Here is a 6,039-nt window from a genome sequence, read left to right on the forward strand (position 1 = left end):
CATGTAAAACCACCGTAACCACAGTGTTTTAGCTTGATTATTTCTTTTTCCTCCTTAATTAAAGGTTCGTACCACAAGCTGAATTGGTACATCAGGTCTTTGAGCTTGATGTATTCCTCATCATTTTCAAGCGCTTCTTTATTTAAAACATGACTTTCAGGTTCCGAACCACCAGAATAAGCTGTACGAATACCTAAGTTATCTACTTTTTGCTTATAAAGATATCTGCTTTCAATTGATTTTATTCTGGCTTCAAGTCTGCCATTAACGTAATCTCCAATAATTCTATCTAACTTATCTGCCATTCATCAAATTCTCCTTTTGTGGTATAATTAAGTTAGAAAACTTCTTGCCGAAGCCCATTGCAGTGGGCTTTTTTTGTTTAATAGTGTATAATATACATTGGTCAAAAATATTACACAAACTAAGTTGATAATTAGTTGCTCCATACTACTGACCAAGTGTGGAGTTTTTTAGTACCCAAACCATATAAAGCGCAATATTCGAAGTAATAACCCTAAAAATATTAAGCAAATTGCTATAAATAGCAGCCACACAAAGGCATTACCAATAATTTCTCCTGATTTTTTAAACATTTTCTCCTCCAGTTGAGTTTAGCGAGTTCCTAGCTCAGTATGATATAATTTGTTAGACCATAAAAATTATCCATGAAACATTGTTCTATTAAGCTCGAATCTGGTCAGTTCGGGCATTTTTATTTTGGTATGAATTATTGTTATGTGTGCTATAATGTTAATGACTAAAAATAAAAATCGAAGTAATCTTCAGTATTTCGCTCAAGCTTGGTCAGCTTGGGCTTTTTTTATTTACTCCTAAGCAAGATGTACTGCCAAAAGCTCATTATCTTGTCGTACCCAAAGAGATGATAGGTTGCTAGAGATAATCCAAATCCTACAGCAACTACTATTAGGGCAATTAGTATCTTATAAATCACTTTCATTCCACAACCTCCTCGATATAGGCGACTTTGAAAGCTCCGTTGATACCAGTGTACCAACCTGCGTTGCTTTCGATTTCTTGAATTAAATCTGCTAAACTATTAGCTTCAATAATACTCATTACACACTTAGGTTTTTTATATTTGCTAACGAATTCTGCGCTATATAACTCAAATTTTTTCATCTCCACCTCAATCCATATGTTTATCAAGCCATTTCTCAGGGAACACGTTCTCTGACTCGTCAAGGTCTGAGCGTGGAATTCGTTTATCTGTAATGTAGCAACGACGACAAGAGCGTTCTTCATGAGTTCCAAATAAATATACTCTCCATTCTGACCACTTATGCCCGAACAGCTTACACATTAGTTTCATTTAATCTCCCTTTTTTCAAATCCTTTAATATCATATTTGTCAGATACTATATTTCCTAGCACAATATATTTAACATCAGTCCAACCGTCTTTTTTAGCGTCAGACACAGCACATTTAAATTCTTTTTCAGAAACGGTTTGCCAATCAGAATAGTTACTATGAACTCCGATACGGCTCGTATCATAAATAAACCTTGCTTGAATTAATTTCTTTGGTTTACGTTTAAAAATTTTCATTCAATCCCTCCCCACCAGTCATTGACCAGATATTAGTTTGTCGGTCATTCAAATCTCCTTAGTATTCATGAAATAATTCATTCAAATAAACTCATCTGTCCTTTCTTTTCTTCTATGAGTGGAATCCAGTCAGGAAATTTACTTTCAATATGTTCAATTGCCTGTTCCGTCCATTCATGAATCCCTAAAAATTCCATTGCATCTTTGCTGTGAGGGATAACATTTATCTCTGAGAAACCAATCGGATTATTAGCACTGTTTTGAATGAAATAAACTTGCTTCACGGCCATTTCCAATGCATCACCATGAATGATTACACCATTCATCCCTCGGATTGCAAAGGCATGAATCAAGAATGAAATAGCTTCATCCGATAATTCTAATGCCTGGTACCAATAGTTACTCGGCAAATAGTTAAAAAAGTCTGCATTCATTCGATCATTTTGCCATTTTTGGATAATTAGAGTTCCTGTTCCTGCTCCAGTTAAATCAGCACCTCCAGAACCACCTACAAGCAACGCTGTGAGCTTACCAAGTTCATCTGGTGTATAATGCTGCCCTTTTGCTGAAACAGCTGAATGAGCCATAAAATAGTCTCTAAAGAAATCAATGCCCATGTCATGGTGGATATTTAAGATTTTAGAATAAAATTCTTCACGTCCTTTTTTATCAAAAACAAGCTCTTGGATTCTATTTGTAAAATTCATGTGTTCATCAACATTGAGCATGTCATAGAATTGTTGTTCAGTAATTGTCATCTATCCCCTCCACCACTTTCACTAAATCAGTCATCATCCCCTCCAATCGCTGCGAGTGCTTTTTCTAAATCAGGCAAAATCCAGTCTGTTTGAATAGTTCCTAAATGCCCATCACGTTTAATCGTTCCAATAACATGCTCGATATACTTTTTCGCAGTGTTAATCTGTTCTTGGAGTTTTTCAACCGTTTTTTCGTCAGTGTCTGAAGAACATTCATCACATACAATAAATTCTCCTTCTGGAAGCCATTCAGGTTCGATTGGTTTATCACAGCTATAACATGTTGTTTGCTTCATCATTTTTCACACCTCCCCAGTGCTACCAAAACCGCCTGTACGCTTTCCATTTGCGTTGTCATCGTCTGTTGTAAGGTATTTGACAAATACCCCTTGCATTATTCTTTGACCTTTAGAAATGGTTACAGGCTCTTTTGAGATGTTCATAAATAAGCCTTTAAATTCTTGCGGATAGTAATCTGAATCGATAATTCCTACTGAATTAATCAATGCAATGCCACGCTTAACTGGATTACTTGAACGGTCGTATAATTTCAATACTTCATCATCACCAAGTTGAACAGCTAGCCCAGTGCTTACCATTTTAATTTCATCAGGTTGAATCGTAACTGTTTCACTTGCTGAAATGTCATATCCTGCGCTATGTTCTGTCGCTCGTTCTGGAATAGTCGCATTTTCGTTTATTTTTTTAAATCCTCTTGTCATTCTCCGTCCTCCACAGGCACAGCAAACTGCCAGTAACGCTCATCAATTGACTTGATTTCTTGTTCTGTTAATTTTAATGCATAATCTTTCCCTTTTGTAAATTCTAAGATTATTCCACTTTCCGCTTTTGATACGAAGGTTGAATCGCTAGTTGAATCGCTTAATCCAAAAACTTTTGGTAAGTCAATATAGAACAGCTGCGGTTTTTCTACTTGATAGCCTGTAATAGCTAAATGAGAAAGGATAAATAACTTATTATTTAGACCTCCAAAACCAAATCGTCTATCTTTAAATTGGAAATCATTCAGCCACCAAAAGCCTTTTTCTGTCAAAATATCAAGATTCTTCAAATCAGTAAGTGTGGCAAAATTATTCTGAGTTTTCAAGTATTTGATAGCTTTATCAACCTCTTCAGGCACGACTGGCAGGGCTTGCTGTTGGAGTTGGGATTTTAAATCAATGATTTGCGATTCTAGTTTAGAACTTCTGATTACTTCTTTTTCATAGCTATCATTGAGATTACTATATTTATCAAATAGCTCCTGATATTCTTCGTCAGCTTGTGCTATCAATGTTTTAACATGAACGGCCGCATAATATTTAGTGTCACCAATAGGATGCTCAATATTTTTTATTGGCAACTTTTCCAATTTCTCTTCAAACTTAGTCATTTTTCGTGTCCTCCAAGACAAATGGCATAAACCACTTGCCTCTGTTTAGTTGTATCTGTGCTACATCTTCTTTTTTACATTGATTCAAAGCTCTTCGTAACTCCAAGTTCTCAGCTTTAGATAGCTCTATTACGATATCTTCGCCAATATAACTTCCTTTAGTGAATTTCATTTTGAATCCTCCAAGATAGCAATTAGTTCGCTACCATTTTTTATTTTGATAATTTTTATTTTTCTGTAAAGGAAACCGCAACTGAAAGCTTCAATATCATTACCACATTCAAATTGGACTATGATTCGATTTTTTTCAGTTTTTAAAATAACTGTCATTCCTTCTTCAATCACTTTTAATAAACTTTCAACTGTCATTTCTTATCTCCTTTAAATATCGAATGGGTCATAATCAGGGTCATTGGCTAAACTCCAGCATGCCCCAGCTTCCCAACCGTCAATGTGGCAAAATCCACACGTTTCACAAGTATATTCTGGATGGCACTCATGGCATCCCATGCAATCACAATCTATTTCGTTGCCACATTTATCGCATTTCATCTATCTGCTCCTATAATCCTAATTCTTCTTTGCGTGCTGCTTCGATTGCCATTTGCGCTCTGATATTTCTTCGCAACCTACGTTCTTCTTTTGTTTCGTGCTTTCTTCGGTAGCGATCGGTTATTTCATCAGAAATCTTAGACTTTGAACCACTATAAGGCTTCCAACCGGGATATTTCTCCATCATCGCTTTTTCATTTACGACTGCGATTTTGACTGCGTTATTTTTTGGAGAATTAGCCATACCATTTTTAACCCATCCAGCGACTGAATGAGGTGAAACAAGAAGCATTTTCGAAAGCTCTTTTTTCGTACCAGTTCCCATTTTTATACCATTGAAATAAACATCATAAATTTTTTCTAACCTTGCCATCTCCTGCCTCTTTCAATCCACTTAGTTTATTTTTCCATTGTTCGTGAAACCATTCGTCGTCTTTGTCAGCGACTTTATGATTCTTCAAGATATCCTTGTCTTTAAAATCTAGGACATTTTTTTCTTTTTGCGTTGTCATAATAACACCTCATATTTTAGCTTCTAAGCGATTTTAGTTAGTTCGTGGTAAATTATCCACGAAATGGTTTAAGCGCTAAATGTAACCGCAATTTTCATGATTTAATGCTATTCTGTCAGTTCTTTCACTACTAACTCTACTTTCCAGGTCTTTGTATCTCCAGAAAGTCCACCATGCTCAAAGCTTGTTCTGCGAATAACGTTGTAATTATCATCATTCCAAATTCCAGCATCTGTCAGTCCATCAATTAATGCTTTAGAAGCTGGTTCATAATTTGGTGGATCATATTTAAAGCGTTTGGGTGGATAAATTACGACGAACACATCACAACGGTGCTTCTCATGAAATTGCTCAAATACTTCATCTGACTGGTCTAGCCATTCATGAGCAGTTCGACATGCAATCCGTCTCAAACGCTGTTTAGTATTATTGGCTGCAATTCTTGAACCATAAGTTGTGCCCTTGTTATCATTCTCATTTATCATTTCTTTTCTGAGAAAGTTAAATTCAAACTTCACTTGCTTCTCCAAATCTAACAATTGCAGGCATCTGATCCATGCGATTAAGAATAAAAATAATCTCATGCTCAGATTTCTCTGCCAGCTTCTGCTTTTTAATTCTTCCGAGTGGGTAATGTTCGTTTTCCCACTGCTCAATGATCATTGTTTTCATTGCTTCTCCTAGAATGGCAATTGACTAACACGCTTATCTTTAATGTTTTCAAAATTGAATGCTTTTTTTCCAATACCTCTGAACAAACGGCTATATGTCCTGTTGTGATATTTTTTTCTTATTTCATCACTTTTTAGATTAGTGGTAATAATTGTCTTAGTCCTTGCATCCAAAACTTCTGTCAGTAAAGACATCGACCATTCTGTTATTTTCTCGCTTCCAATATCATCAATAACTAATAAGTCAGTATTTCTAAAAACTTCCATGAAGTATTCAGTTGAATAAAAGCTGTCTTTATTATCAAAACTATCTTTGATTAAGTGAAGAACCTCTGACCAACTTGCAAAAATAACGGTTAAATCAGTATGCTGCAAACAATCTTTTAAGATGCTCATGGCTAGGTGACTTTTCCCTGTTCCTGCTGGCCCGCTTACTACTGTGTTTCCCTCACCGCCAGTATAATAATATTCAGATACTTCTTTTGCGAACGCCAAAGCTCTCTTTTCTTCGTCAGTTACTGCATTAAAATTTTCAAAACTTGCTTTTTTTATTGTCATATCTCTCACAATGCTATTGCGATTAA

Annotated in this window: 14 protein-coding genes; all 14 read right to left on the minus strand. The window is 35.6% G+C overall.

Annotation, left to right across the window (positions count from 1 at the left end; translation table 11 throughout):
* A partial coding sequence (locus AB0N14_RS39250) for a RinA family protein (RefSeq protein ID WP_366030491.1) occupies positions 1-305 on the minus strand: 305 nt, incomplete at its 3' end.
* Between the two features lie 652 nt (positions 306-957).
* Entirely contained in the window at positions 958-1,149 is a 192-nt protein-coding gene (locus tag AB0N14_RS39255; RefSeq protein WP_366030492.1) for a hypothetical protein, read from the minus strand.
* A 1-nt stretch (position 1,150) separates the two neighbouring features.
* Complete coding sequence (locus AB0N14_RS39260) at positions 1,151-1,333, minus strand: DUF1660 domain-containing protein (RefSeq protein WP_312258074.1); 183 nt, start codon at positions 1,331-1,333, stop codon at positions 1,151-1,153.
* Entirely contained in the window at positions 1,330-1,569 is a 240-nt protein-coding gene (locus AB0N14_RS39265; protein WP_098407875.1) for a hypothetical protein, read from the minus strand. Before AB0N14_RS39265 ends, AB0N14_RS39260 begins: the two co-directional genes overlap by 4 nt.
* Positions 1,570-1,646: 77 nt before the next feature.
* Positions 1,647-2,327: a hypothetical protein gene (locus AB0N14_RS39270; RefSeq protein ID WP_063283376.1), complete on the minus strand. Its 681-nt coding sequence runs from the start codon at positions 2,325-2,327 to the stop codon at positions 1,647-1,649.
* Positions 2,328-2,353: 26 nt separating this feature from the next.
* On the minus strand, positions 2,354-2,626 hold the full coding sequence (locus AB0N14_RS39275; protein ID WP_014570742.1) for a hypothetical protein: 273 nt from the start codon (positions 2,624-2,626) through the stop codon (positions 2,354-2,356).
* A 3-nt stretch (positions 2,627-2,629) separates the two neighbouring features.
* Positions 2,630-3,049 carry a dUTP diphosphatase gene (locus AB0N14_RS39280; protein ID WP_312258070.1) on the minus strand — a complete coding sequence of 140 codons (420 nt, stop codon included), beginning with the start codon at positions 3,047-3,049 and terminating at the stop codon, positions 2,630-2,632.
* The gene (locus AB0N14_RS39285) at positions 3,046-3,720 is read right to left on the minus strand and encodes a DUF1642 domain-containing protein (RefSeq protein WP_014570539.1); all 675 of its coding nucleotides are present in this window, start codon (positions 3,718-3,720) and stop codon (positions 3,046-3,048) included. Before AB0N14_RS39285 ends, AB0N14_RS39280 begins: the two co-directional genes overlap by 4 nt.
* 168 nt (positions 3,721-3,888) lie before the next feature.
* Positions 3,889-4,089, minus strand: coding sequence for a DUF1125 domain-containing protein (locus AB0N14_RS39290; RefSeq protein WP_014570743.1), 201 nt, complete (start codon positions 4,087-4,089; stop codon positions 3,889-3,891).
* Between the two features lie 193 nt (positions 4,090-4,282).
* A complete protein-coding gene (locus AB0N14_RS39295) occupies positions 4,283-4,645 on the minus strand; it encodes a DUF658 family protein (protein ID WP_366030493.1) in 363 nt (120 codons plus the stop codon).
* A complete protein-coding gene (locus AB0N14_RS39300; RefSeq protein ID WP_010905354.1) occupies positions 4,620-4,784 on the minus strand; it encodes a hypothetical protein in 165 nt (54 codons plus the stop codon). The genes AB0N14_RS39295 and AB0N14_RS39300 overlap by 26 nt, the downstream gene beginning before the upstream one ends.
* A gap of 107 nt (positions 4,785-4,891) precedes the next feature.
* Positions 4,892-5,302 carry a hypothetical protein gene (locus AB0N14_RS39305; protein WP_352038550.1) on the minus strand — a complete coding sequence of 137 codons (411 nt, stop codon included), beginning with the start codon at positions 5,300-5,302 and terminating at the stop codon, positions 4,892-4,894.
* Positions 5,292-5,456, minus strand: coding sequence for a hypothetical protein (locus AB0N14_RS39310; protein WP_305196091.1), 165 nt, complete (start codon positions 5,454-5,456; stop codon positions 5,292-5,294). The genes AB0N14_RS39305 and AB0N14_RS39310 overlap by 11 nt, the downstream gene beginning before the upstream one ends.
* Before the next feature lie 8 nt (positions 5,457-5,464).
* Positions 5,465-6,039, minus strand: a 575-nt coding sequence (locus AB0N14_RS39315; RefSeq protein ID WP_366030494.1) for an ATP-binding protein, incomplete at its 5' end; no start/stop codon positions are given.

It is taken from the genome of Streptomyces sp. NPDC051104, assembly GCF_040682835.1.
Lineage (GTDB): Bacteria > Actinomycetota > Actinomycetes > Streptomycetales > Streptomycetaceae > Streptomyces > Streptomyces cynarae.